The sequence below is a fragment of the Variovorax sp. P4_D9 genome, assembly GCF_056401695.1.
Genome location: NZ_JBFUIU010001397.1, coordinates 1 through 1,484, shown reverse-complemented (window position 1 = coordinate 1,484; position 1,484 = coordinate 1). Strand labels below are relative to the sequence as shown.

The following is a 1,484-nucleotide window of genomic DNA, read 5'->3' as shown; positions in this document are numbered from 1 at the left end:
CTCCAGCACCGGACCCTGCTCGATGTGGAGTTCGACGAAGGCATGGGGCACGATGGCGCCGCAGGCCATATCTCCCGCGTAGCCGATCCGCTGCAGTTCGTCGCCGAGGCGCTTGCCGTCGCTGCCGATCGTGTCGAGCGCGGTCGACAGCGGGTAGCCGCCGGCGTAGACCAGCGAGCCCATCATGTCGGGCTGGAAGCGCACGCCTTCCTCGTTGGTGAAAGCGGCCACGACCAGCGGGCGCCGGGTCACGATGTTCCGCTCGTTGAGCCAGCGGACCAGCTCCAGGCCGGCCATCACGCCGTAGTTGCCGTCGTAGCGGCCACCGGTGGCCACGGTGTCGATGTGCGAGCCGGTCATCACCGGTGCCGCTTCCGTCCTGCCTGGGCGGACGCCGAAGATGTTGCCGATCTGGTCGACCCGGACGCTCAGGCCCAGCGCTTTCATCCAGCTCACGAGCTGGTCCCGGCCTCGCTGGTCGGCGTCGGTCAGCGCCAGGCGGCAGACGCCGCCGCCATCGATCGCGCCGATGGCGGCATGGGCCTCGATCCGTTGCATCAAGCCGTCCTGCCCGATGGCATGGGCCGCCTGCCAGCCCCGCTGGACTTCCAGCACGGCCTCGTGGCCGCGCCCCGCCAGCAGGGCGTAGACCGCCGGCGCAGTGGCGCCTTCGGTGTTGATCAGCAGCACACGCGATCGGGCATCGAGGGCCGCGGTCCGCCGCCCCTCCGGGCTGCGCGCCAGGACCTGCAGCGCCGCCAGGCCGGCCGCACCGGACTCGCCGGCCACGACCGGAATGTCGCCGAAGCGGCCCTCGGCCAGCACGCGCATGGCCTCGCCGGCCTGCGCATCGGAAACGGTCATGAACAGGTCCACCGCCGGCTGCAGGAAACGCCAGGCCAGGGGCGAGGTCTGGCCGCAGGCCAGCCCAGCCATCAACGAGTCGACGCTGCCGGTGGCCCGCGCGGGCCGACCCTGGACCGCGCTCTGCAGCAGGCAATCGGCCTGCTCGGGCTCGACCACAATGAGCTGCGGGCGCTGCTCGCCGTAGCGCTCCCAGAAGTGGCTCACGATGCCCGCGGCCAGGCCGCCGACCCCGCCCTGCAGAATGACGTGGGTGTAGGGACAGTCCGCGCCGTCGGGCACTGTCTCCAGCAGTTCCTCGGCCACGACGCCGTAACCTTGCATGACGTCGCGCGGCACTTCCTCGTAGCCCTCGTAAGAGGTGTCGGACACCACCTCCCAGCCATTGGCGCGGGCCAGCCGCGCGGCCTCGTCGACCGACTCGTCGTAGTTGCCGGCGATGCGCCTGATCTCGGCGCCGAAGGCGGCAATCGCCTCCTCGCGCTCGACGCTGACCTTGGCGTGCAGGACGATCACGCAGCGGCAGCCGATGCTCTGGGCAGCGGCCGCCAGGGCACGGCCGTGGTTGCCGTCGGTGGCGCTGATGACGACGAAGTCGCGCAGCGCGGCCGCGTGCTGGC

At 71.4% G+C, this 1,484-nt stretch carries 1 protein-coding gene and 1 pseudogene; both read right to left on the bottom strand.

The window, feature by feature from the left end; translation table 11 throughout:
• A partial coding sequence (locus tag AC1DY5_RS55365; RefSeq protein ID WP_478122655.1) for a M20/M25/M40 family metallo-hydrolase occupies positions 1–360 on the bottom strand: 360 nt, incomplete at its 3' end.
• Between the two features lie 210 nt (positions 361–570).
• A pseudogene (locus AC1DY5_RS55360) lies at positions 571–1,484 on the bottom strand (diaminopropionate ammonia-lyase); the annotation flags it as partial.